The organism is Nocardioides sp. Z35_8 (assembly GCF_059621125.1).
On record NZ_JCAQIE010000001.1, the window covers coordinates 1,730,325 to 1,752,248 of the forward strand.

The following is a 21,924-nucleotide window of genomic DNA, read 5'->3' on the forward strand; positions in this document are numbered from 1 at the left end:
CGGGTGGGCGAGGATGCCGTCATGCACCTCGAGTTCGTCACCCTCGCCGAGCGCCCCGGTCTCATGGAGACCTTCTGGGACATGGAGACCTCCTGGCCGGAGTTCATGAAGCACGACCCCATCGGCAACGCCTACTACGCCGCGCTCGAGGAGTTCGCCGACTACGTGCTGGTGGTCCTCGACGACACCGGGCGGATGGTCGCCAAGGCGCACTCGGTGCCGTTCCGCTGGACGAGGGCGAGCTGCCCGACGCCGGCTGGGACCACGCGATCCGCAGCGGCCTGCTGACGAGGCTGCGCGGCGAGGAGCCCGATGCCGTCTCCGCGATCGAGATCGCGATCGAGCCGGGCCTGCAGAGCACCGGGCTCTCCGGCCGGATCGTGGCCGCGCTGCGCGACAACGCCCGGCGGCTGGGCTATCCCGAGCTGCTCGCCCCGGTGCGGCCCAACGGCAAGACCGACGTCCACGAGCCGATGGCCGACTACGCCTTCCGCACCCGCGACGACGGCCTGCCCGTCGACCCGTGGCTGCGCGTCCACGTGCGCGCCGGCGGTCGCATCGACCGGGTCGCCCCCCGCTCGATGGTCATCCCCGGCACGGTCGGGGAGTGGCGCGAGTGGACCGGCCTGCCGTTCGACACCACCGGCCCGGTCGTCGTCCCGGGCGCGCTGGCCCCGGTGATGTGCGACGCCGAGCACGGCACGGCGACCTACGTCGAGCCCAACGTGTGGGTCAGGCACCCGACGGGCGCCTGAGGGGCCTCACGCTCCGTCGACGGCCTTGCGGACCTCGTTGACGCACAGGGCGATGAATGCCAGTGCGCACAGGGCCATCAGCACGTTGGAGTGGAGCTTGTTGCGCCACTCGGCGGGCGTCCGGTCGGTGTTGAGCAGCCACAGCAGGGTGATCGCCAGGAACGGCATGAAGAACGCCCCGAGCACGCCGTAGGCGAGGATCAGCCAGATCGGCTTGCCGAGGAACATCATCGCCATCGGCGGGAAGGTCAGCCAGAGGATGTAGACGCGGTACCACCTGCCGCCGGCGCGGGCCTCGGACGGATCGCCCTTGGTCACGTTGGTCATGAAGTCGGCGAACATCAGGCTGACGCCGTTCCACACGCCCACGAGCGACGACATCGCGGCGGCCCAGAAGCCGAGCAGGAAGAGCTTGCCGGCCCACTCGCCGTAGCGGTCCTGCAGCACCACGCCGAGGTCGACGAGGCCCTGGTCGCCGCTCTCGATGGCGACGCTGGTGGAGTAGAGCAGCTCGGCGCCGACCACCAGCGTGGCGAGGACGAAGAGGCCGGTGACGACGTACGCGACGGCGTTGTCGATGCGCATCACCCGCATGTAGCGAGGAGTGGACCAGCCCTTCTCGCGCAGCCAGTAGCCGTAGGCGGCCAGCGTGATGGTGCCGCCGACACCGCCGGCGAGGGCGAGGGTGTTGACGAGGCCGTCGTCGGGGATGCGCGGGGCGAGGCCGGTGAGCAGCTCGCCGAGGTTGGGCAGCGTCAGCAGGGCCGCGCCGACCATCGTCACGAACATGATCCCGACCAGGGCGGCGAGCACCTTCTCGAAGACGCTGTAGCGGCCCGTCCACACCAGCAGCAGGCCGATCAGGCCCGACAGGATGCCCCACCACGTCGTGCTCAGGCCACCGAGGAGCCCGGTGAGGGCCAGTCCCGTGCCGGCCATCGCGGCGGCGCCGTAGACGAAGCCCCAGATCACGATGTAGGGCGCGAAGTACCACGTCGTCCAGGCGCCGAGGGAGCGCCAGCCCTCGAAGATCGTGCGGCCCGTCGCCAGCGAGTAGCGCCCCGCGCCCTCGACCAGGACGATCTTCATGACGCATCCCACGACGACGCACCACAGCAGGGTGTAGCCGAACTTCTGGCCCGCGATGAGCGTCGCCACCAGGTCGGCGGCGCCGACGCCCGTCGCCGCGACGACGAGCCCCGGACCGATGATCCTCCAGCGGGGGACCGTGGACTGCTCCGCCGATCCGGTCGAGGTGGTGTCAGCCATGGGCAGCACCATAACCGCGGTCTGGACCAGTGCGGCCCGGCGTGCTGGACGAGACCGTCGCTCGAGTCGGCGCATCCTCGCCGAGGTTGCGCGGCGCGCCGCGGCCGGCGTACACCCCGGGTGGCCGGATCGCGGGCGACCCCGGGTGTGCCGGTCGACTGGGGAGCGGGACGCTCGGCGTGACGGGTGGTGGGTAGTGCGCGGTGGTCCCGGTGGGTAGCGGCGGCAGCACAGGGCGAGCGGGGCCACTAGGACGGTCTCGTCCCCGCTAGGACACCCGGATCCGGGTGGTTGAGCGGGGACGTGCCCGCTTGAGCGGCCGGTCGCACCGCACCCCGGACGGCCCCGACCGATATCCATGCGACGCCGCGGCAGGTCGCTTGCGAGAATCCTCCCGTGGGTCACGTGGATGTCGCCGGGGTGCGCTACGAGCTGCCGGACGGGCGGGTGCTGCTCGACGACGTCAGCTTCCGCGTCGGCGACGGGCAGAAGGTCGCGCTGGTGGGTGCCAACGGCGCCGGCAAGACGACGCTGCTGCGCATCGTCACCGGCGACCTCAAGCCGCACGCGGGTGTCGTCACGCGGTCGGGCGGGCTGGGGGTGATGCGCCAGTTCGTCGGTCACGGGGGTGCCGACGAGACCGTCGCCGACCTGCTGCTCTCGGTGGCCCCGGCAGACGTACGTCGGTGGTCGCAGGAGGTGGCGGCCCAGGAGCTGCGGCTGATGGACGACGACAGCGAGCCGGTGCAGATGGCGTACGCCGAGGCGCTGGGCCACTACGGCGACGTCGGCGGCTACGACCTCGAGGTGGTCTGGGACAAGGTCACGACAGCGGCGATGGGGATGCCCTACGACCGCGCCAAGTATCGCGCCCTCACGACGCTGTCGGGCGGCGAGCAGAAGCGGCTCGTGCTGGAGTACCTCCTGCAGGGGCCCGACCAGGTGCTGCTGCTCGACGAGCCGGACAACTACCTCGACGTGCCCGGCAAGATCTGGCTCGAGGAGCGGATCCGCGAGTCGCCCAAGACCATCCTGTTCATCAGCCACGACCGGGAGCTGCTCGCCAACACCGCGACGCGCATCGTCACCGTCGAGCTCGGCAGCGCGGGCAACCTGGTGTGGACCCACCCGGGCGGGTTCGCCACCTACCACCAGGCCCGCGAGGAGCGCTTCGAGCGCTTCGAGGAGCTGCGCCGCCGTTGGGACGAGGAGTACGCCAAGCTGCGCGCGCAGATGCTGATGTACAAGCAGAAGGCGGCCTACAACTCCGACATGGCCAGCCGCTACCAGGCGGCCCAGACCCGGCTCAAGAAGTTCGAGGACGCCGGGCCGCCGACCGAGCAGCCGCGCGAGCAGCAGGTCAAGATGCGCCTCAAGGGCGGGCGCACGGGCAAGCGCGCGGTGGTGTGCACGGGCCTCGAGCTGACCGGCCTGATGAAGCCCTTCGACCTCGAGGTCTGGTACGGCGAGCGGGTGGCCGTGCTGGGCTCCAACGGGTCCGGCAAGTCGCACTTCCTGCGCCTCCTCGCCGCCGGCGGCAGCGATCCCGACGTCGAGCACCAGCCGGTCGGCGTGCCTCCCGCGCCGGTCGAGCACACCGGCAGCGCCAAGCTCGGCGCGCGGGTGCGGCCGGGCTGGTTCGTGCAGACCCACGAGCACCCCGAGCTGGTCGGGCGCACGCTGCTGGAGATCCTGCACCGCGGCGACGACCACCGCGACGGGATGGGCCGCGAGGCCGCGAGCCGGGTGCTCGACCGCTACGAGCTCGCCCACGCCGGCGAGCAGCGGTTCGAGTCGCTCAGCGGCGGGCAGCAGGCGCGCTTCCAGATCCTGCTCCTCGAGCTCTCGGGCGCCACCCTGCTGCTGCTCGACGAGCCCACCGACAACCTCGACGTCCAGTCGGCCGAGGCCCTCGAGGCCGGGCTCGAGGCGTTCGACGGCACGGTGCTGGCCGTGACCCACGACCGCTGGTTCGCCCGCGGCTTCGACCGCTTCCTGGTCTACGGCGCCGACGGCGAGGTCTACGAGTCGGATGGACCCGTGTGGGACGAGGGTCGCGTGGCCCGCTCGCGGTGACGCATCGCTCGCGCCTGCAGCGGGTACCAGAAGGCGACAGGAGACCGAACGGCAAGGAGGCCCACGCATGAGCGATTCCAGCGACGCAGCAACCGGGCGGCCCGAGGGCGAGGAGCCCGTCGGTGCCGAGATCGGCATGACCGACGAGCCCAACACCTTCGAGCCCGAGGAGGACGCGGAGGAGGATCCCACCCCGGACTCCCCAGAGGACGCCGAGGACGCTGAGGGCTCCGAGGGGCCCGGCGCCTGACGTCCCGTGCTTCCCTGACCGCATGACCACGCGTCGCGGGCTCTTCGTCGCGCCCTTCGACGGCCTGGCCGACCCGCTGGTGGTCGGCGACCTCGCCGCCGACGCCGAGGAGGCGGGCTGGGACGGGTTCTTCGTCTGGGACCACCTGCTCTACGGCGACCGGGTGGCCGCGATCGCCGACCCGTGGACGTGCTGCGCCGCGATCGCCCTGCGCACCGAGCGGCTGCTGCTCGGGCCCTTGGTGACGCCGCTGCCGCGCCGCCGTCCGCAGGTGCTGGCGCGCCAGGCGGCCAGCCTGGCGGTGCTGTCCGGCGAGCGCCTCGTGCTCGGCCTGGGGCTCGGTGACGACTGGGTGGGGGAGTACAGCGCCTTCGGCGACGAGCCCGACCCGAGGGTGCGCGGCCGGATGCTCGACGAGGGCCTCGGCGTGCTGACCGGTCTGCTCGCGGGGGCGCCCGTCGACCACGTGGGGGAGCACTACAGCGCGCGCCAGGCCCGGTTCGTGCCGGCGCCGCGGGTGCCGATCTGGCTGGCCGGTCGCTTCGGCAACCAGGCCCCGCTGCGGCGGGCGGCGTCGTACGACGGCTTCTTCGTCATCGGCCTCGACGACCCGGGCGACCTCGACACCGTCGCCGGCGACCTGGCGGCGCACGACCCGGCGCCGGGCTTCGACCTCGTCGTCGACCTCCGGACCGACCAGGACCCCGCCCCGTGGCTGGACCGCGGCGCGTCGTGGGTGCTCACCCGGGTCGGGCCCTACGACCTCGACCTCGACGACGTGCGCCGCGTGGTGCGGACTGGCCCCCGCTGAGGAGGGGTGCCCCCGCGCCCCGGGCGGTGCTAGCGTCGAACGATGCCGGCTCGCCGCCGCTCGTTCCGCCTGCGACTCGTCCCCGCCCTGGGCGTGCTGCTCGGGGTCACCGCGCTGCCGGCGGGTGCGAGCCCCGCGCCCGCCCCGGCGCCGCTGCCCGAGTCGGTCACCGTCACGGACGGCCGCACCTCACCGCCCTCGGTGGACATCTCGCAGGTCAGCCTCGTAGCCAGCTCGGGCAGCTTCACCGCTCAGTGGATGTGGATCACCGTGCCGCACCGGTTCCGGGACGGCCACCACCTCACGGTGTGGTTCGACATCGACGGCGACGCCGCGCCCGAGGGCCGACTCACCGTGCGGCTGCGGAAGGACCGCAGATGGCCCCGCCTGCTGCACGCCCGGCAGGCCTTTCGGATCGGCGGCGGCTGGACCGGCGCCGGGCGGCGGGTGCCCTGCGGTTCCGCGTACAGCGACCTGCCCGTGGGCGGCGCCTTCTCGTCCGACCGCTTCCTCAAGGTCAGGCTCGACCTGTGGCGGTGCCTGCGGACGCCGAGCCCGCCCGGCGACGGGCCGCGGGGCGCGTGGCGGACCGCCGTACGGCTGGCCAAGGACGGCAGGAGCGACACCGCGCCCAGTGGCCGCAGGTGGAGCCCGCCGGTGCTGGGGTGGACGGGGTGCACCACCGAGTGCGACTGACGCGCGCGACCGTCTCCCCACGGTCTGCCGCTCACGCCTAGGGGGGAGGCAAGGTCTGTCCCGGGTCACGCAGGATGAGGCGCGTGCTGAGTCCCACCGCCGGCGTCCGCGTCACGGACCTCGTGGTGCCCGACCACCTGCTGCTCGGCCCCGACGCGCACGGCGTCACGGCGTACGCCGGCGAGGTGGCCGCCGCCGCGCGGGCGCGGGTGGTGCGCGACGTCAGCGACCTCGCTCCGGGCTCGGCGGTGCACCTGCACCTGACCGACCGGCTCTTCGGTCCCGAGCCGGCCCGCGCGGCCGCCGCGGTGCGCCGGCTCGCGCAGCAGGTGAGCCTGACGGTGACGCTCCACGACGTCCCGCAGCCCACCGACGGGCCGGTCTTCGCGGCCCGCGCGGCAGCCTACGGGCAGATCGTGCGGGCCAGCCGCGCGTGGGCGACCAACTCGTGGCACGAGCACGCGCTCGTCGACCGCTGGAGCGCCGCCGGCGCCCGCGGCACCGTCATCCCGCTGCCGGTGCGCGCCGCGGCCCGCGGCGCGGGGGAGGGCCCGACGGTCGTGCCGGAGCCGGTGGTCGGCGTCTTCGGCTTCGTCTACCCCGGCAAGGGCCACCGCCAGGTGGTGCGGGCCGTGGCGGCGCTGCGCCGAGCCGGCACACCGGCCTCGGTGCGGGTGCTGGGCGACGCGGCGCCGGGCCACGCCGACGAGCTCGAGGTGCTGGTGCGCACGAGCCGTGCCCGCGGCGTCCCGGTCGAGGTCGCCGGGCGGGTGCCGGACGACGAGCTGGTCGACGCCCTGCGTGCGGTGGCGGTCGGGGTGACGGCGCACCGCAACGTGTCGGCCTCGGCGAGCCTCAACTCCTGGATCGCCGCGGGCCGGCGGCCCCTGGTCCGCGACGGGGCCTACGCCCGCGAGATGGCCGCGCTCCGCCCGGGCACGATCACCCTGTTCGACGACTCGACCCTCGTGCCGCGCCTCGACGCCGCACTCCGCGACCCGACCTCGACGTGGACCGCACCCGGCCTCGACCTCGGCCCGCACCTCGCGGACACCGTCGCTGCCTACCGGGCGTGGTGGGCCTCGGTCCGATGACCGCGCCGCCCTTCGGCACCAGCGTGCCGGGCAACCGCTGGGACCTCGCGCCGGCCGGGGCGCCGCGGCGTCGGGTGTCGGTCGTGGTCACCCACTTCGAGCAGGAGCAGGCGCTCGCGCGCACGCTCGCGGCTCTGGGCCGGCAGTCCCGGCCGCCCGACGAGGTGGTGGTGGCCGACGACGGGTCAAGGCAGGCTCCCGTCGTCCCGCCCGGGGTGCGCCTGGTGCGCCAGCGGGACGACGGCTTCCGGGCCGCCGCCGCGCGCAACCTCGGCGTCGCGGCCACGACCGGCGACGTGCTGGTGCTGCTCGACGCCGACACCACGCCCGAGCCGGGCTTCGTCAAGCGGATGGTGGCCCTCCCCGAGGCGCTGCCGGAGGCGCTGGTCGTGGGGCGTCGGCGGCACGCCGACCTGTCCGGCGTCGCGCCCGACGAGCCCGTCGAGGCGGCGGGTCCGCCCCGCGAGCTGCCGGAGCCGGCGTGGCTGCGCCGGGCGTACGCCTCGACGCGCGACCTGCTCGACGCCGACGCGAGCAGCCACCGCTTCGTGATCAGCGCCGTCCTGGCCTGCAGCCGGTGGTGGTGGGACGAGGTGGGCGGCTTCGACGAGACGTTCCGCACCTACGGAGGCGAGGACTGGGAGTTCGCCCACCGATCGTGGACCGCGGGCGGGCTGCTGGCCCACCGGGCCGACGCGGTGGCGTGGCACGACGGCCCCGACGCCGCCGCCCGTCCGCGCGACCCCGATGCCCACCTCGCCCAGACAGCGGCCGTGGCCGACCGGACGTCGGCCGCCGGCACGACGTGGCGCGGCCTGCTGCGCGGCCCGGCCGACCTCGTCGTGACCTGCGCGCCCGGCCTCGGCGCCACCGAGCTGCTCGTCACCGTCGACTCGCTGCTGGCGGCGCTCCCGCGTGCCGTCGTCCGCGTCGGCGCCGCGCACCGAGCCCTCGTGGGCGACGACCCGAGGGTCGTGGCTGCCGAGGACGACCTGCCGGCCACGGCCCGGCTGCACCTCGAGGTGCGCCGCGGCCTCCACGGGGACGCGGCGGCCTGGCCGGCCCTGATCGACGGCCTCGACGGGAGCACCGGGTCGCGCACGGTCGCGGATGGGTGCGTCGAGCTGCGCGACCTCCGGCTGCTGCGCCGGGCCGGCCGGTGGGGGCGGCCCGACCTGGCCCCGCCGGGACCCCCGCTCGCCACGTCGCTGCGGCCGTGGACGGGCGACGCGACGCTCGAGGCGTGGCTGGGCGGGTGGGCCGCCGCGTCGGACCCGGCCTAGGGACCGACGCGCCGGCTGCCGCTCAGCTCGTCGGCACTCCGCCCTCCGGCGGGCTGTCGTCGGCCTGGCCCGAGTCGTCGGTCGTGATCTCGGCGTCGCCGATGTCGGTCACCAGCACGTCGGTGACCGGCTCGCCCACGCCGGCCTTCAGCTCGACCAGGCGCATGCCGGCGATGCCCATGTGGCTGTCGGCGCCGTAGCGGAACGGCGCGAGCTGCGGGCCCTCCCACTCGGAGCCGCCCTCCTCGATCGCCGCCACCAGTCCGTCGCGGGTCAGGTCCTCGCCCGCCGCGTCGAGGGCCTGGACGAACGCGTAGGCCTGGGACATGCCGTAGATGCGGTAGTTGGTGAGCTCGCCCTTGCCCCCGTGCTCGTCCCAGACCTCCTGCCACAGCTGCACCCAGGGGTCGTCGGCGCTGTCGACCCCGGGGATGTACTCGGTCGTCATCACCCCGTCGAGGGCGCCGGAGTCGCCCGTGACGGCGCCCTCGGAGAACCGCTCGAGCAGCGAGCCGACGAGGGCCGGGTCGGAGCCGATGTTGGCGTAGAACCACTTCGGGGTGAACCCGGTCTTGAGCGCGACCAGCTGGCTCAGCGCCGTGTAGGAGGGCGTGTTGAAGGCGAGCACCAGGTCGACGTCCTCGGCCTGCAGGCCGGTGATCTGGGGGGCGACGTCGGTGTTGCCGGTGGTGTAGCGCTCGACCGCGACGATCTGGTCGTCGATGTAGCGCCGCACGCCCTTCTCCGCGTCCTCGCCGAGGTCGTCGTCCTGGAGGAACAGCCCGACCCGCGCGTCGGGCATGTTGTCGGCGACCCACTGGCCGATGACCTTGCCCTCGGACTCGTAGTCGGGCTGCCAGCCGAAGGTCATCGGGCGTGCCTCGACGTCGTCGCCCCACTGGAGCGAGCCGGAGGACACCATCAGCTGCGGCACGCCCTCGTCGTTGAGGTAGTCGGCGACCGAGGCCTGCGTCGGGGTGCCCAGGGAGCCGACCGTGGCGAAGACCTCGTCCTGCAGGACCAGCTCGTTGGTCACGGTGCTGGTGTTGGTGGGGTTGTAGCCGTCGTCCTTGACGATGTACTCGATGGTCCTGCCGTGCACGCCGCCGGCCTCGTTGACGTAGTCGAAGTAGGCCTTCGCGCCGGTGGGGATCTCCGCATAGCCCGGCGCCGCCACGCCGGTCAGGGGGAAGGTCGCGCCGATCGTGACCGTGTCGTCGGTGACGCCGGGGTCGGCGGCGGCCCCGCCACCGCCCCCGTCCCCGTCGTCGGAGTCGTCGCGCCCGCCGGCGCCGCACGCCCCGAGGACGAGCGAGGTCGCCAGCGCGACGGCCAGGGGTCCTGCGACCCGGAAGTGTCTGCTCATGCTGATGTTCCCTTCGATGAGGTGGTGCGATGGGTGCTGCGTCGACGCGCGAGGGCGCCGCGGAGGGAGCCGACGATCCCGGCGGGGGCGAGGAGGATGACCGCCACCGTGACCAGCCCGTAGACCAGTGGGGCCAGCTCGGCCGCGCGGATGTCGTCGAGCCCGGCGCCGCGGCCGAGGTCGGTGACGATGCCGGGCAGGAAGGTGAGGAGCCCGGCCCCGAGCAGCGCCCCGGTCAGGCTGCCGAGGCCGCCCAGCACGATCGCCGCGAGCAGGGTGAGGCTCAGGGTCAGGGTGAACGCGCTCGGGGCGGCGAGCTTGACGGTGAAGGCCACGATGGCGCCGGCGGCCCCCGCCGCGGCCGCACTGACCATGAACGCCGAGACCCGCGCACGCCCGAGGTCGATGCCGGCCAGCTCGGCGGCGACCTCCGCGTCGCGCACGGCCCGCCACCGGCGCCCGGTGCGCCCGGCGCCGAGATTGGCCAGCAGCAGGTAGACCACGATCAGCGTCAGCCACCCGACGTACGCCGTGAAGCGCGAGCGGGTGAGCTCCTGACCGGTGACGAAGAACGCGACGTCGAGCACCCACACCGGGATCTCGGGCATCACCACGCGCAGGCCCTGCTCGCCGCCGAGGGTCTGCTTGAAGTAGAGCGCGATGCCCGGGACGGCGACCGCGAGCGCCAGGGTGGCCCCGGCGAGGTAGGGCCCGTGCAGGCGCGCGGCGGCCAGCCCGACCACGGTGCCGACGGCCAGCGTGGTCAGCACGGCGGCCACGACGACGACGCTCAGCGGCATCCCCGAGTCGCGCTCGGGCAGCAGCAGGGCGGCGGTGTAGGCGCCGACCGCCATCAGCGCTCCGTGCCCCAGCGAGAGCTGTCCGTTGGTGCCGGTCAGCACCGTCAGCCCGCCGGCCGCGATGCCGAGGTAGGCCATGGCCGCGAGCTGGGTGTTGCGGTAGTCAGAGACGCTCTCGAGGACCACCACCAGCACCACGAGCGCAGCCAGCGTGAGCACGAGGTGGCGGCCGAGGGTGGAGCCCCAGATCGCCGCAGCCCGGGCGCGCATCAGACCCGACGCTCCGGGGCCTGGGCGAACAGGCCGCCGGGTCGCAGCGTCAGCACCAGCATGAGGATCGCCAGCGCCGCCAGGGGCACGAGCTGCGAGCCGACGTAGCCGCTGACGAAGCTGAGCGACACGCCCAGCACCAGCCCGCCGACCACCGCCCCGAGCGCACTGTCGAGCCCGCCCAGGACGGCCGCGACGAAGCCGAACACCACGACCGAGTCCATGTAGGCGGGGTGGACCAGGCTGCCGCCGGCGATCAGGAGGCCGGCGAGCGAGCCGACCACCGCCGCGAGGGCCCAGCCGAGGGTGAGCATGTGCCCGACCCGGACCCCGAGCAGTCGCGCCACCTCCTGGTCGAGGGCGGCGGCGCGCATCCGCAGTCCGACGTCGGTGAACCGGAAGAGGGCGACGAGCGCGACCAGGACGACCCCGACCGAGACGATCGTGAAGACGCCGAACCCGTTTAGCGCGATGGTCGTCCCGCCGACCTCGAATCCCCGCAGCCCGAACGGCGCCGGGAACGACCGGTAGCGGTTGCCGAAGACGACGGCCGCCAGGGCGTGCAGCACGATGAACAGGCCGAGGGTCAGGATGACCGCGTTGATCTCGGGTCCCCCCTCCGCCGGGCGGATCACCACCCGCTCGAGCACCGCGCCCAGGACCAGGCCCGACAGCAGCGCAGCCGCGAACCCCAGCCAGTAGCTGTGGCCCGCGTCGATGACCACGAGGGCCACGAAGGTGGTCACCATCGCCATCGGCGCCTGGGCGAAGTTGACGACGCGGGTGGAGCGCCAGATCAGCACGAGCGCCAGGGCGAAGGCCGCGTAGACCATGCCCAGCGTCAGGCCGGTCAGTGCGGTGTTGACGAGCTGCAGCACAGGGTCTCCTGGTCAGAATCCGAGGTAGGCGTGGCGGAGCTTCTCGTCGCCGGCGAGCTGGTCGGCCGGAGCGTCGGCGACCACGTGGCCGAGGCTGAGCACGACCCCGCGGTCGGCGACGGACAGGGCGCTGCGCGCGTTCTGCTCCACGAGCAGGACGCTGAGGCCCTCGGCGCGGACCAGGTCGCGGACCAGGCCGAAGAGCTGCGCCACGATGCGGGGCGCCAGGCCCAGCGACGGCTCGTCGAGCAGCAGCATCGTGGGCCGCGCCATCAGCGCCCGCCCGACGACCAGCATCTGCCGCTCGCCCCCGGACAGGGTCGTGGACAGCGCGGTGCGACGATCGCCGAGGACGGGGAACAGGTCGTAGACGCGGTCCAGGTCGCCGCGGCTGACCTTGCCACCGCGCCCGAGCCCGCCGAGGCGCAGGTTCTCCTCGACGGTCAGCTCGGTGATGACGCCGCGGCCCTCGGGCACGTGGGCCATGCCCAGCCCGGGCATCCGCTCGGCCGGCAGCCGGTCGAGCGGGCGGCCGGCGAGCTCCACCGTGCCGGAGCGGGCGCGGTGCAGCCCGGACACGGTCCGCAGGAGCGTGGTCTTGCCGGCGCCGTTGGCGCCGAGCACCGCGGTGATCTCTCCCTCGCGGGCCGTGAACGTGACGTCGTCGAGCGCCGTGATCGGGCCGTAGCCGGCGCAGAGGGAGGTGATGGCGAGCATCAGCCGACCTCCTCCCCGAGGTAGGCCGCGAGGACGGCCGGGTCCTCGCGCACCTGCTCGGGCGTCCCCTGGGCGATGACCCGGCCGAAGTCCAGCACCGTGATGCGGGTGCAGACCTGCATCACCAGGTCCATGTGGTGCTCGACGAGCAGCACGGAGGTCGTCCCCGCGAGCGTGGTCACCAGCTCGCCGAGCTCGTCCATCTCGGCCGCCGACAACCCGCTCGCCGGCTCGTCGAGGAGCAGCACCTCGGGGGCGGCGACGAGCGCGCGGGCGAGGGCGACACGCTTGCGGACGGGGTAGGGCAGGCTCGGCGGGTAGCGATCGGCGTACGCCGCGACACCGAGGTCGTCGAGCGTCGCGCGGGAGCGCTCGCGCAGCGCCCGCTCGTCGCGACCGGCCCTCGGAAGCGCGAGCAGCGAGCCGAGGAAGCCGGAGCGGGCGTGGTGGTCGGCCCCGACCATGACGTTGTCCAGCACCGTCATCCGGTCGAAGAGGCCGAGCCCCTGCAGGGTGCGGGCCATCCCGAGCCCCGGGAGGTCGCGGGGGCGCAGCCGGTCGATCCGCTCGCCGCGCCGGACCACCTCGCCGCTGTCGGGCTGCACGAATCCGCACGCCACGTTGAACAGCGTCGTCTTGCCGGCTCCGTTGGGGCCGATCACGCCGTGCACCTCGCGCGCCCCGACCGCGAGGCTGACGTCGCGGAGCGCGGTGAGCCCGCCGAAGGTGACGGTGACGTCGTTCAGCTGGAGCTCGTCCACGTGTGGCTCGACCCTTCCCGGTCCGGGACATGACGTAGACCACTGTCACCAGATCGGGCTGCGAGCACATTGGGCGGGCAGCACAGAACCGGAGGCCAATTCGGCCCCAGCGGTGGCGATCTGTGTGCGCCGGGTGCCACGGTGGGGCCGTGGACACACGGGTGAGCGACGAGCCGGCTCCGGCCTCCGAGCGGGTCGAGCGCGCCTGGCGCTCGATCCTGCACCGCTCCGACGAGGTGGCCGACGTGATCTCGGCGCGGCTGCTGGCCCGTGACATCGACACCTACGCCGAGATGAACGCGCACCTGCCCGACGACATCCGGCAGTCCTGCCGCGAGCACATCCGGCGCGGCCTGCAGGTGCTGTCGGGGATCGACTCGGCCAAGGCCTCGGCCGTCGAGCTGTGGCGCGAGACGGGACGGCGCCGGGCTCGCCAGGGCGTCCCGCTCGAGCTGGTCCTCAACGCCTACACGATGGGGGCGCGGGTGCTCTGGGAGGCGCTCGCCGAGGCCGCCGGACGCTCGGGTGCGGCCGACGTGCCCGACACCGACCTCCTCGTGGCGGCGCGGGCGGTCTGGTCCAACCTCGACGTGCAGAGCGCGGTCCTGATCGAGGCCTACCACCGCGAGCGCGACCGCGTGCACCGCCGCGACCAGCAGCGCCAGCAGACGGTGATGGACGGGCTGGCCGACGGTCGCGGAGGCGACCCCACCTTCGCCGAGACGGCCCGCGCCGCGCTGGGGCTCGACGCCCACGACGCGGTCGCCTGCGTGGTGGTCATCGCGGACCAGGGCGACGGCGACCCGGTCGGCCGGCTCGACGACCAGCTGCAGCGCCACGGCATCACCGCCCACTGGCACGTGCGCTCGGGCGCGGCCTACGGGCTGCTGTCGGGCCGGCTGCCGGACGAGCCCGGCCTCGTCCGGCTCATCGAGCCCGCCGGCGAGGGGCGGATCGCCGTCGCGACGAGCAACGGCGTCCACGGCTTCGGCACCGCGTTCCGCCTGGCGATGCGCTCGGCGCGCACCGTACCGGCCGGGGGTGGGGTCGTCGGCGTCAGCGACCGGCTGCCGGAGGTGCTCCTCGCGGGCGACTCGTGCGTGACGCCGCTGCTGATCGTCGAGGCGTTCGGCGCCCTGCTCGACCACCCGCAGGTCGACACGCTGCTCGAGACGCTGCGCTCGCTCCTCGCCCACGACGGCTCACCCACGCACGCCGCCGAGGAGCTCTACTGCCACCGCAACACCGTCATGTACCGGATCAAGCAGATCGAGCGACTGACCGGACGCGACCTCACCGACCCGCGCGACAAGATGCTGCTGTGGTTGGCGCTGACGGCGCGGTCCTGACCGGCCGGGACCGTGCCACCTAGAACGCGCTGATGCCCGTCTCCGCCCGCCCGATCAGGAGCTTCTGGATCTGCGAGGTGCCCTCGTAGAGGGTCATCACCCGCGCGTCGCGGAGGTACTTCGCGACCGGGAAGTCGTCGACGTAGCCCGCGCCGCCGTGCACCTGGATCGCGTCGTTGGCGGCGCGGACGGCCGCCTCGGAGGCGAAGAGCTTGGCCTTGGAGGCGGCGACGCCGTAGGGCTCGCCGCGGTCGATGAGGTCGGCGCACCGCCAGGTCAGCAGTCGTGCGGCGTCGGCGTCGAGGGAGATGCCGGCGATCAGGTCCTGCACGAGCTGGAACGACGCGATCGGCTTGCCGAACTGGGTGCGCTGCGTCGCGTAGGCCACCGAGGCCTCCAGGCAGCCCTGGACGATGCCGACGCACCCGGACGCGACGGCGAGCCGGCCCTTGTCGAGGGTGCCCATCGCGATCTTGAAGCCCTGGCCCACCTCCCCGAGGCGGGCGGAGTCGGGCACGCGTACGCCGTCGAGGAACAGCTCGGCGGTCGCCTGCCCGCGCAGCCCGAGCTTGCCCGTCACCTCGCGGGCGGTGAAGCCGGGGGAGTCGGTCGGGACGAGGAACGCCGTCACGCCGCGCGGGCCGTCGTCGCTGGTGCGGGCGAAGACGAGCGCGACGTCGGCCCAGGTGCCGTTGGTGATGAAGAGCTTCTGGCCGTCGAGCACCCAGTCGGAGCCGTCGCGGGCGGCCCGCGAGGTGAGGTTGCCGGCATCGGAGCCGGTGCCCGGCTCGGTCAGCCCGAAGCACCCCAGCGCGGTGGCCGAGGCGAGGCGCGGCAGCCACTCCTGCTTCTGCTCCTCGGTGCCGTGGAACAGGATCGACTTGCCGACCAGGCCGCTGCTGACCGAGACGATGCCGCGCAGGGCGGAGTCGGCCCGGCCGAGCTCCTCCATGGCGAGGGAGTAGGTGACGTAGTCGCCGCCGACCCCGCCGTACTCCTCGGGGATGGTCAGGCCGAAGAAGCCGAGCTCGGCCATCCGCGGCACGATCGCGAGGTCGACCGACTCGTCGCGGTCCCACTGCATCCGGTGCGGGACCGCCTCGCGCTCGAGGAAGTCGCGCGCGAGGGCGCGGAAGGCCTGCTGCTCCTCGGTGAGGGAGAGGTCCACGTCAGCCGGCCCGCCTCACGACAGCGCCTCGACGCGGTCGTGGTCGGTGACCCGCTCGGAGAGCCGGGAGAGGTGGTGCCCGGCGTTGCCGAGCCACTGCTCGAGCACCGTCAGGTGTGCGGTGCCCACCCCGACGGCGTACTCCGCGGTCATGGCGATGCCGCCGTGGAGCTGGATCGCCTCCTGCCCGATGTGGCGCGCGGCGCGGGAGACCTGGAGCCCGACGCGGTCGGCGGCGTCGGCCACCGCCTCGCGGTCACCGCCAGCGATGGTCATCGTCGCCCAGTCGACCGCGCTGTGCGCGAGCTCCAGCGAGACGTACATGTCGGCGGCGCGGAAGGTGAGCGCCTGGAAGGTGTTGAGCGTGACGCCGAACTGCTTGCGGCTCTTGAGGTAGCCGGTGGTCGCGCGCACCTGGCTCTGCATGACGCCGAGCGCCTGGTTGGCCCCCATGATCCGGGTGAGGTCGCTGAGGGTCGCGACGCTCGCCGTGACGTCACGGCCGGGCTCGCCAAGTGGCGTCGCGGCGCTGGCGTCGAGCCGGACGGTGGCCGCCCGGGTGAGGTCGGCGGCGGCGTAGCCGGAGACCGTCGCCGCGGACGGCTCCACGAGGAAGGCCCCGGTGCCGCCGTCGGGCAGCGCGGCGGTCACGACGAGGAGGTCGGCCGACTCGCCGCCCATCACGGGGTCGGCCACGCCGTCGAGGGTCCAGCCGTCGTCGGTGGCCGAGGCGCGCACGCCGTCGGCGCGCGAGGTCCAGCGATCGCCCGGGGACGTGTCGGCGGCGGCCAGCAGGAGCTCGCCGGCGCTCAGCCGGCCGAGCAGGTCGGCCTTCTGGTCCGCGGTGCCGAGCGCGGCGACCAGGCCGCCCGCGTGCACCACGGCGGACAGGTAGGGCTCGGGCGCGAGGACCCGGCCCAGCTCCTGGCACACGATGCCGATCTCGACGGGGCCGGCACCGACGCCGCCGTCGGCCTCGCTGAAGGGCAGCCCGAGGATGCCCATCTCGGCCAGCCGTCCCCACAGCCCGCGGTCGAAGCCGGGCTCCTCGGCCACCGTGCGGCGCCGTCGGTCGTGGTCGGCGTACGTCGTGGCCAGGAGGCCGCGGACGGCCTCGCGCAGCGCCTGCTGCTCGTCGTCGTAGGTGAAGTCCACGTCGTCTCCTCAGAGTCCCAGGATGGTGCGGCTGATGATCTGGCGCTGGATCTCGTTGGAGCCGCCGTAGATCGAGGCCTTGCGGAGGTTGAGGTAGGCCGGCGCCGTGCGCCGGGCCCAGCCCTCCTGCGGCGAGTCGTCGCCCGCCCGGGCGGCGAGCGACGCCGGGCCGGCGAGGTCGAGGGCGAGCTCGCTCACCGCCTGCTGCAGCTCGGTGCCCTTGAGCTTGAGGACGGACGAGGCCGGGTGCGGGGCGCCGTGCGAGGAGTGGGCCACGACGCGGAGCGCGGTGAGCTCGAGGGCGAGCAGCTCGGTCTCGAGCTCGGCGACCCGGGCGCGGACGAGCGGGTCGTCCATCCGGTCCGCGGCCGTGGTCTTCAGCCCGGCGAGCACCCGCTTGACGGTGCCGACGGGGGCGACGCCGACGCGCTCGTTGCCGAGGAGGAACTTGGCGATGGTCCAGCCGCCGTTGAGCTCGCCGACCAGCAGGTCGCCGGGCACGCGCACGTCGGTGAACCACACCTCGTTGACCTCGTGGCCACCGTCGATCAGCTCGATCGGGCGCACCTCCACGCCCGGGGTGGTCATGTCGATGAGGAGCATCGAGATGCCCGCCTGCTTCTTGACCTCGGGGTCGGTGCGCACGAGGGTGAAGATCCAGTCGCCGTACTGGCCCAGGGTGGTCCACGTCTTCTGGCCGTTGACGACCCAGTCGTCGCCGTCGCGCACGGCCGTGGTGCGCAGGCTGGCGAGGTCGGAGCCGGCGTCGGGCTCGGAGAAGCCCTGCGACCACCAGATGTCGAGGTTGGCGGTCGCGGGCAGGAAGCGCTCCTTCTGCTCCTGCGTGCCGAAGTGGGCGATGACCGGCCCGATCATCGAGGTGTTGAAGGCGAGCGGCGGCGGCACCCCGGCGCGCTGGAGCTCCTCGTGCCACAGGTGGCGCTGGAGGTCGGTCCAGTCCTGCCCGCCCCACTCGACCGGCCAGTGCGGCACGGCGAGCCCTTCGGCGTTGAGGGTGCGCTGGGCCGCCACGAAGTCCTCGCGGGCCAGGTGGCGCCCCTCCAGCACGGCGTCGCGGATCTCCTGCGGCACCTTGGTGGTGAAGACCTCCCGCATCCGGGTCCGGAACTCCGCGTCGGCGGGGCTGAGCTCGAGCTGCATGTGACTCCTCGGGGGTGACGGGTGGCCCCATCATGTCCGCCCGGTGGTCACGGGTCGATGTTCCACGCGCACAACTCCCGCCCCCACTGGGTGGGGGCGGGAGTGCGGGGAAGGGAAGGGGAGGGAATGGGAGGGGTCAGCCCTGGGTGGCGTCGGAGTCCAGGGTGACCGTCGCCTGCTTGGTCTGGCCGTCGCGGGTCCAGGTGATCTCCACCTTGTCGCCGGGCCGGTAGGACCGGATGGTCGCGACGAGCGAGTCGGCGCCGGTGATCCGGTGGTCGTCGATCGAGGTGATCACGTCGCCGGCACGGATGCCCGCGTCGGCAGCGGTCGAGCCGTCGGAGACTCCGGCGATCTGCGCACCGTCCTCGGCGTCGGTGACCCGCAGGCCGAGGCGCGCGTGGGTCGGGGTCTCGCCGGCGGCCATCTGGTCGACGATCGGCATGACCTCGTCGATCGGGATCGCGAAGCCGAGACCGATCGAGCCGGCCTCGCTCTGCCCGTAGGGGGACGGGGAGGCGGCCGAGCGGATGGAGGAGTTGATGCCCACCACGGCTCCGGTCATGTCGACCAGCGGGCCGCCGGAGTTGCCGGGGTTGATGGCCGCGTCGGTCTGGATCGCGGGGTAGGTGGTGGAGTTGCCCTGGTCGTCCGAGCCGACGTTGACGGGACGGTCGAGCGCGCTGACGATGCCGCTGGTGACGGTCGCGTCGAGGCCGAACGGCGAGCCGATCGCGACGACGCTCTCACCGACGCCGAGGTTGGCCGACTTGCCGATCGTCGCGGGTGTGAGGCCGGAGACGCCCTCCGCCTTGATCACCGCGGTGTCGGTCAGCGGGTCGGTGCCGAGGACCGTCGCGTCCGCTGTGGTGCCGTCGTCGAACGACACCCGGAGGCCGCCCTCCTCGGCGCCCTCGACGACGTGGTTGTTGGTCAGGATGGTGCCGTCGGCGGTGAGGACGATGCCCGAGCCCGAGCCGCCGCCCTGGGCGGTGGCGACGTCGATCTTCACGACGCTGGGCAGCACCTTCTGCGCCACCGACTCCACCGACCCCTCGGGGGCGGGGGTGTCCGCCTCCGAGGCGGGCGACGCGGGGGCCGACTGCGACGCGCTGGCGGGCTCGTCCTGGGTGGCGTGCCACAGCGCCGCGCCACCGAAGCCGGCGCCTCCGCCGACGAGCAGCGAGGTGGCGAGGACAGCGGCGGCGAGCCCGGCGCGACCGCTCGGGCGTCGCTGGGGCGGGGGTGCGGTCACGGGGTACTGTCCCGGCGGCGTGGCCGCGCCGGTGGCGGGGTGCACGCTGTCAGTGCTTCCTGGTCCCGCCGTGGCCTGCTGGAACGGGTTGTCACCGGCGGGGCGCGGGGTCTGCGGGCCGCCGTACTGGGAAGTGGGTCGCTCGGTCATGGCTCCACTGTGCGCCGGGACCCTGTGGATGCGCTGAGAGCCCGCTGTAAAGCCGCGATGACCTCGCGGCACCTCGCAAGGGCACGTCCGGCAGCCAAGTGTACGGCGCGGGCAACGGGGTAGACGGGTGGCGTCAGCACCGAACCGGGGGGATAACGATGGGCCAGACTCTGCAGATCCAGTGGGGCAGTCTCGACATGCTGCTCGAGGACATGGTCGCGATCCGCGACCAGGTGGACAGCATCGACACGTACGTCGGCACGCACGTGTGCAACGCGGCGGGCTTCGACTTCGAGCCCTTCGCACTCAAGAAGCTCGCCGATGCGATGGGCACGATGCGTGGCCACTTCACCACGGTGAAGAGCACGTTCGAGACGCGCTACGACGGGCTGCGCGAGGCGGTGGTCACCACGGCCAAGGACGTCTACGCGACCGACGACAGCATCAAGTTCGACATCGACAGGCTCACCGGCGAGCCCGGACAGGCCGGGGGCGAGGGCGCCGGCATCGAGGTGCGGCTGAAGAACCTCAAGGACCCCACGGACGTCCTCACCGCACCGCCTCCGGGCGAGCAGCAGTTCCCCAAGGACCACGACCAGCCGTTCCAGTCGGTCGTGACCGGCTGGGACGACGCGCGCGACAAGATCAACGAGTGCATCAAGTGGTGCCGCGACCACAAGATCGACATCTTCGACGAGCTTCCCGACAAGAGCCTGGAGGACTTCATCGTCTTCCCGCTGTCGGGTGACTACTACGCGATCCAGCAGAACGCCTCGGCGTGCCGCAATCTGTCCAAGGCGTTGAAGGACTACGCCTACAACTTCGGACTCCTCGCCATCAACGCCTCGGCGGCCATGAAGGGCCAGGCGGGTCTGACGCTGACGGCCCACATCGGTCTCTACGGCACCGTGATGACCGCGATCTCGGCCGTGGTGTCAGGACTGGCCAAGGTCTTCGACGAGCTGGCGGAGATGAGCGAGAAGATCGCCATCAAGGTGGAGAAGATCATCCGGGTGCTCGCCCAGAAGCTCTTCAAGCTGATGAAGTTCCTGCTCAAGCGCATCAACGCGGCCGTCGGGATCTTCGTGACGATCAAGGAGATCGCCGAGAAGGGCACGGCGTTCTTCACCGACCTCGTCGACGACGTCAAGACCGTCACGAAGCTCATCAAGGTGGCCTTCGGGCTCGCCGACGACGTGGAGGAGTGGGCCAAGGAGCAGGCAGACCGGATCAACACCGTCAAGCAGGTCGTCACCATCATCGAGAAGCTGCCGCACGCGCGCGGCAAGATGAGCCTCGGCGACCTGCCCAAGGACGTGACCGACGTCGAGAAGTCGCTCAAGGACCTCAAGACCGACTTCGGGGACCCCGAGGGCGAGGCCTTCGACGACCTCGAGGCGGCCGTCGACGAGGGCGTGAACGAGGCCGGCAAGACGGATCCCAGCGTCCACTACGACGAGGACTGCCTGCCCGACGACCCGCCCGCGGGCCAGCCCGGCATGTTCGGCCCGTCGGTCCTGCCGCCCGAGTGGCACCCCCCGATGGCGCCGCCGCAGGTGGCGGTGCCCGAGGACGACGTGCGCGTCCCGAAGGTCGCCGAGCGGGTGGGTGGTCGCTGATGGAGTTCTACGACGCCTCGAGCGCCGCTCCGCAGGACCCGATCGAGCAGGTCCTCGGTGACCTCGGCGCGGACGCCACGACGTCGGCCCTGCTCGAGCGCCTGCACGAGGTCGACGACCTGGTCGATCGCATCCTCGAGGAGGAGGGGGCGCAGCCGCTCGACGCCGACATCGTCGCGGCACTCGAGCAGATCACCGGGGCGCAGGACGCGCCCGACCACTTCCGGCGGGTGTACGAGCGGGTCGAGCGGCGGGCGACGACCTGGGACCGGTTCTGGCAGCGACCGCACGACGAATACCGTGGCTTCGAGATCATCCAGGCCGCGATCGTGCGGACGACACGAGAGACCGGCGAGACCCTCGCCCGACTCGACACGAAGGAGCAGCGTGACTGACCTGAGACGGGTGACGACGGCGTTCGCGGCCGTGGCCCTGGTGCTGGTGGCATCGGGGTGCGGCGGCGACGACGAGCCGGCGCCCACCGACCCGGGGAGTGCGACGAGCAGCCCGAGCGGCACCTCGTCAGCGGAGCCCACGGAGGAGCCCACGGAGGAGCCCACGTCCGGTGGCGCCGCGGGTGGCGACGGCTATGCCTGCGAGGCGATCGACGTCCAGGTCGCCGGAGCGGACAACGGCGTGCCCCTCGAGGAGCCGTCGGGTGTCGGCGAGATCGGCGGCGACGAGGGCTGCTCGCTGTTCCAGAAGGACGAGCCCACGGTGGTGGAGGTCGAGCTCGTGACCGAGCACGGCGACCTCGACCAGGAGGGAGCCGCCCTCCAGATCTCGGGCCAGGAGGAGATCGAGGACGTGACGGTCGGCGGCAGCCCCGCACTGCTCGTGAGAGGAGCGGGGAGCCCGGTCTACGTCAACCTCGCGACGCTCGCCGGCGACCGCCTGCTGACGATCAGGCTGCTCGCGCCCGGTGCCGAGCCGAAGCAGGTCGAGCAGTACGAGCAGGTGGTGCGCTCGGTCGCCGAGCAGGTGGTCGCGGCCGCCTGAGGCCCGGACACGACGAACGCCCCCGGCCGTGCGGCCGGGGGC

The 21,924-nt window shown here is 73.2% G+C and carries 22 protein-coding genes; 12 read left to right on the plus strand and 10 right to left on the minus strand.

Annotated elements, in window-relative coordinates; genetic code table 11:
• Nucleotides 1-21 precede the first annotated feature (21 nt).
• Both AC54T2_RS08360 and AC54T2_RS08365 read left to right on the plus strand, forming a co-directional pair.
• Complete coding sequence (locus tag AC54T2_RS08360) at nt 22-288, plus strand: hypothetical protein (protein WP_496665941.1); 267 nt, start codon at nt 22-24, stop codon at nt 286-288.
• 92 nt (nt 289-380) lie between these two features.
• Nucleotides 381-755, plus strand: coding sequence for a hypothetical protein (locus tag AC54T2_RS08365; RefSeq protein ID WP_496665942.1), 375 nt, complete (start codon nt 381-383; stop codon nt 753-755).
• A 6-nt stretch (nt 756-761) separates the two neighbouring features.
• Here AC54T2_RS08365 and AC54T2_RS08370 read toward each other — a convergent pair whose 3' ends face one another.
• On the minus strand, nt 762-2,024 hold the full coding sequence (locus AC54T2_RS08370) for an Nramp family divalent metal transporter (protein ID WP_186342429.1): 1,263 nt from the start codon (nt 2,022-2,024) through the stop codon (nt 762-764).
• 396 nt (nt 2,025-2,420) lie between these two features.
• Here AC54T2_RS08370 and AC54T2_RS08375 point away from each other — a divergent pair, with 396 nt between their 5' ends.
• From AC54T2_RS08375 to AC54T2_RS08400, 6 genes are all read left to right on the plus strand, one after another.
• Nucleotides 2,421-4,100 (plus strand): ABC-F family ATP-binding cassette domain-containing protein, encoded by a 1,680-nt coding sequence (locus AC54T2_RS08375; RefSeq protein ID WP_496665943.1) that lies wholly within the window; start codon nt 2,421-2,423, stop codon nt 4,098-4,100.
• 67 nt (nt 4,101-4,167) lie between these two features.
• Nucleotides 4,168-4,350: a hypothetical protein gene (locus AC54T2_RS08380; RefSeq protein WP_186342427.1), complete on the plus strand. Its 183-nt coding sequence runs from the start codon at nt 4,168-4,170 to the stop codon at nt 4,348-4,350.
• Between the two features lie 22 nt (nt 4,351-4,372).
• Nucleotides 4,373-5,161 (plus strand): LLM class flavin-dependent oxidoreductase, encoded by a 789-nt coding sequence (locus AC54T2_RS08385; protein ID WP_496665944.1) that lies wholly within the window; start codon nt 4,373-4,375, stop codon nt 5,159-5,161.
• 42 nt (nt 5,162-5,203) lie between these two features.
• Nucleotides 5,204-5,857: a hypothetical protein gene (locus AC54T2_RS08390; protein ID WP_496665945.1), complete on the plus strand. Its 654-nt coding sequence runs from the start codon at nt 5,204-5,206 to the stop codon at nt 5,855-5,857.
• Between the two features lie 83 nt (nt 5,858-5,940).
• Complete coding sequence (locus AC54T2_RS08395) at nt 5,941-6,951, plus strand: glycosyltransferase family protein (RefSeq protein ID WP_496665946.1); 1,011 nt, start codon at nt 5,941-5,943, stop codon at nt 6,949-6,951.
• Entirely contained in the window at nt 6,948-8,234 is a 1,287-nt protein-coding gene (locus AC54T2_RS08400; RefSeq protein WP_496665947.1) for a glycosyltransferase, read from the plus strand. The genes AC54T2_RS08395 and AC54T2_RS08400 overlap by 4 nt, the downstream gene beginning before the upstream one ends.
• A 22-nt stretch (nt 8,235-8,256) precedes the next feature.
• Here AC54T2_RS08400 and AC54T2_RS08405 read toward each other — a convergent pair whose 3' ends face one another.
• The 5 genes from AC54T2_RS08405 to AC54T2_RS08425 are packed head-to-tail and all read right to left on the minus strand — an operon-like array spanning nt 8,257 to nt 13,026.
• Complete coding sequence (locus AC54T2_RS08405; RefSeq protein WP_186342422.1) at nt 8,257-9,600, minus strand: ABC transporter substrate-binding protein; 1,344 nt, start codon at nt 9,598-9,600, stop codon at nt 8,257-8,259.
• Complete coding sequence (locus AC54T2_RS08410) at nt 9,597-10,670, minus strand: branched-chain amino acid ABC transporter permease (RefSeq protein WP_186342421.1); 1,074 nt, start codon at nt 10,668-10,670, stop codon at nt 9,597-9,599. The genes AC54T2_RS08405 and AC54T2_RS08410 overlap by 4 nt, the downstream gene beginning before the upstream one ends.
• Entirely contained in the window at nt 10,670-11,548 is an 879-nt protein-coding gene (locus AC54T2_RS08415; RefSeq protein WP_186342420.1) for a branched-chain amino acid ABC transporter permease, read from the minus strand. The genes AC54T2_RS08410 and AC54T2_RS08415 overlap by 1 nt, the downstream gene beginning before the upstream one ends.
• A 12-nt stretch (nt 11,549-11,560) precedes the next feature.
• Nucleotides 11,561-12,265: an ABC transporter ATP-binding protein gene (locus tag AC54T2_RS08420; RefSeq protein WP_186342419.1), complete on the minus strand. Its 705-nt coding sequence runs from the start codon at nt 12,263-12,265 to the stop codon at nt 11,561-11,563.
• Nucleotides 12,265-13,026 (minus strand): ABC transporter ATP-binding protein, encoded by a 762-nt coding sequence (locus AC54T2_RS08425; protein ID WP_186342418.1) that lies wholly within the window; start codon nt 13,024-13,026, stop codon nt 12,265-12,267. The genes AC54T2_RS08420 and AC54T2_RS08425 overlap by 1 nt, the downstream gene beginning before the upstream one ends.
• Before the next feature lie 149 nt (nt 13,027-13,175).
• Here AC54T2_RS08425 and AC54T2_RS08430 point away from each other — a divergent pair, with 149 nt between their 5' ends.
• Nucleotides 13,176-14,375 (plus strand): PucR family transcriptional regulator, encoded by a 1,200-nt coding sequence (locus tag AC54T2_RS08430; protein ID WP_496665948.1) that lies wholly within the window; start codon nt 13,176-13,178, stop codon nt 14,373-14,375.
• 19 nt (nt 14,376-14,394) lie between these two features.
• Here AC54T2_RS08430 and AC54T2_RS08435 read toward each other — a convergent pair whose 3' ends face one another.
• The 4 genes from AC54T2_RS08435 to AC54T2_RS08450 all read right to left on the minus strand — a co-directional run bounded on the left by AC54T2_RS08435 (nt 14,395) and on the right by AC54T2_RS08450 (nt 19,264).
• Entirely contained in the window at nt 14,395-15,543 is a 1,149-nt protein-coding gene (locus AC54T2_RS08435; protein WP_496665949.1) for an acyl-CoA dehydrogenase family protein, read from the minus strand.
• Between the two features lie 15 nt (nt 15,544-15,558).
• Nucleotides 15,559-16,698 (minus strand): acyl-CoA dehydrogenase family protein, encoded by a 1,140-nt coding sequence (locus AC54T2_RS08440; RefSeq protein ID WP_496665950.1) that lies wholly within the window; start codon nt 16,696-16,698, stop codon nt 15,559-15,561.
• A 9-nt stretch (nt 16,699-16,707) separates the two neighbouring features.
• The gene (locus AC54T2_RS08445; protein WP_496665951.1) at nt 16,708-17,859 is read right to left on the minus strand and encodes an acyl-CoA dehydrogenase family protein; all 1,152 of its coding nucleotides are present in this window, start codon (nt 17,857-17,859) and stop codon (nt 16,708-16,710) included.
• 136 nt (nt 17,860-17,995) lie between these two features.
• The gene (locus AC54T2_RS08450; protein WP_186342413.1) at nt 17,996-19,264 is read right to left on the minus strand and encodes a S1C family serine protease; all 1,269 of its coding nucleotides are present in this window, start codon (nt 19,262-19,264) and stop codon (nt 17,996-17,998) included.
• Between the two features lie 158 nt (nt 19,265-19,422).
• Here AC54T2_RS08450 and AC54T2_RS08455 point away from each other — a divergent pair, with 158 nt between their 5' ends.
• The 3 genes from AC54T2_RS08455 to AC54T2_RS08465 are packed head-to-tail and all read left to right on the plus strand — an operon-like array spanning nt 19,423 to nt 21,882.
• Nucleotides 19,423-20,883, plus strand: a complete 1,461-nt coding sequence (locus tag AC54T2_RS08455) for a methyl-accepting chemotaxis protein (protein ID WP_496665952.1) — start codon at nt 19,423-19,425, stop codon at nt 20,881-20,883.
• A complete protein-coding gene (locus AC54T2_RS08460; RefSeq protein ID WP_186342411.1) occupies nt 20,883-21,278 on the plus strand; it encodes a hypothetical protein in 396 nt (131 codons plus the stop codon). Before AC54T2_RS08455 ends, AC54T2_RS08460 begins: the two co-directional genes overlap by 1 nt.
• A complete protein-coding gene (locus tag AC54T2_RS08465) occupies nt 21,271-21,882 on the plus strand; it encodes a DUF3558 domain-containing protein (RefSeq protein WP_496665953.1) in 612 nt (203 codons plus the stop codon). The genes AC54T2_RS08460 and AC54T2_RS08465 overlap by 8 nt, the downstream gene beginning before the upstream one ends.
• Nucleotides 21,883-21,924 lie beyond the last annotated feature (42 nt).

Excerpts from the sequence above, each read along its gene's own strand:
- AC54T2_RS08360 (WP_496665941.1), top strand. The coding sequence starts at position 22 with ATGCACCTCGAGTTCGTCACCCTCGCCGAGCGCCCCGGTCTCATGGAG.
- AC54T2_RS08370 (WP_186342429.1), bottom strand. The coding sequence starts at position 2,024 with ATGGCTGACACCACCTCGACCGGATCGGCGGAGCAGTCCACGGTCCCC.
- AC54T2_RS08380 (WP_186342427.1), top strand. The coding sequence starts at position 4,168 with ATGAGCGATTCCAGCGACGCAGCAACCGGGCGGCCCGAGGGCGAGGAG.
- AC54T2_RS08385 (WP_496665944.1), top strand. The coding sequence starts at position 4,373 with ATGACCACGCGTCGCGGGCTCTTCGTCGCGCCCTTCGACGGCCTGGCC.
- AC54T2_RS08390 (WP_496665945.1), top strand. The coding sequence starts at position 5,204 with ATGCCGGCTCGCCGCCGCTCGTTCCGCCTGCGACTCGTCCCCGCCCTG.
- AC54T2_RS08400 (WP_496665947.1), top strand. The coding sequence starts at position 6,948 with ATGACCGCGCCGCCCTTCGGCACCAGCGTGCCGGGCAACCGCTGGGAC.
- AC54T2_RS08405 (WP_186342422.1), bottom strand. The coding sequence starts at position 9,600 with ATGAGCAGACACTTCCGGGTCGCAGGACCCCTGGCCGTCGCGCTGGCG.
- AC54T2_RS08410 (WP_186342421.1), bottom strand. The coding sequence starts at position 10,670 with ATGCGCGCCCGGGCTGCGGCGATCTGGGGCTCCACCCTCGGCCGCCAC.
- AC54T2_RS08420 (WP_186342419.1), bottom strand. The coding sequence starts at position 12,265 with ATGCTCGCCATCACCTCCCTCTGCGCCGGCTACGGCCCGATCACGGCG.
- AC54T2_RS08445 (WP_496665951.1), bottom strand. The coding sequence starts at position 17,859 with ATGCAGCTCGAGCTCAGCCCCGCCGACGCGGAGTTCCGGACCCGGATG.
- AC54T2_RS08450 (WP_186342413.1), bottom strand. The coding sequence starts at position 19,264 with ATGACCGAGCGACCCACTTCCCAGTACGGCGGCCCGCAGACCCCGCGC.
- AC54T2_RS08455 (WP_496665952.1), top strand. The coding sequence starts at position 19,423 with ATGGGCCAGACTCTGCAGATCCAGTGGGGCAGTCTCGACATGCTGCTC.
- AC54T2_RS08460 (WP_186342411.1), top strand. The coding sequence starts at position 20,883 with ATGGAGTTCTACGACGCCTCGAGCGCCGCTCCGCAGGACCCGATCGAG.